Origin of the sequence: Bradyrhizobium jicamae (genome assembly GCF_001440395.1) — a bacterium.
GTDB classification, from domain to species: Bacteria; Pseudomonadota; Alphaproteobacteria; order Rhizobiales; family Xanthobacteraceae; genus Bradyrhizobium; species Bradyrhizobium jicamae.
Genome location: NZ_LLXZ01000214.1, coordinates 1 through 238 on the forward strand (window position 1 = coordinate 1; position 238 = coordinate 238).

Genomic DNA, 238 nt, shown 5'->3' on the forward strand with positions numbered 1-238 from the left:
TCCATCGCTCGAAAATAACCGCATCCCCGCGGATATCCCAAGAGTATCCTTCTTGCCCGTTCAAGCCGCGCGGGCTCGCCACAAGTTTAGCGATGTCGCTTGCCGGCCACAGGATGAGATAGATCTCCAAATCCAATTCGCGATCGGGTGCGGTTGCTGATTTGCACCGCGCCGCTAGATCAAGCAGGTTGCTCATAACCTATCCTCACGGTTGCGTTGGATGTGCGAGAGGGTCACG

General features: G+C 56.3%; 1 protein-coding gene. It reads right to left on the bottom strand.

Annotation, left to right across the window (positions count from 1 at the left end; genetic code table 11):
* Positions 1-196, bottom strand: a 196-nt coding sequence (locus tag CQ12_RS45775; RefSeq protein WP_057840173.1) for a hypothetical protein, incomplete at its 3' end; no start/stop codon positions are given.
* Between the last annotated feature and the right edge of the window lie 42 nt (positions 197-238).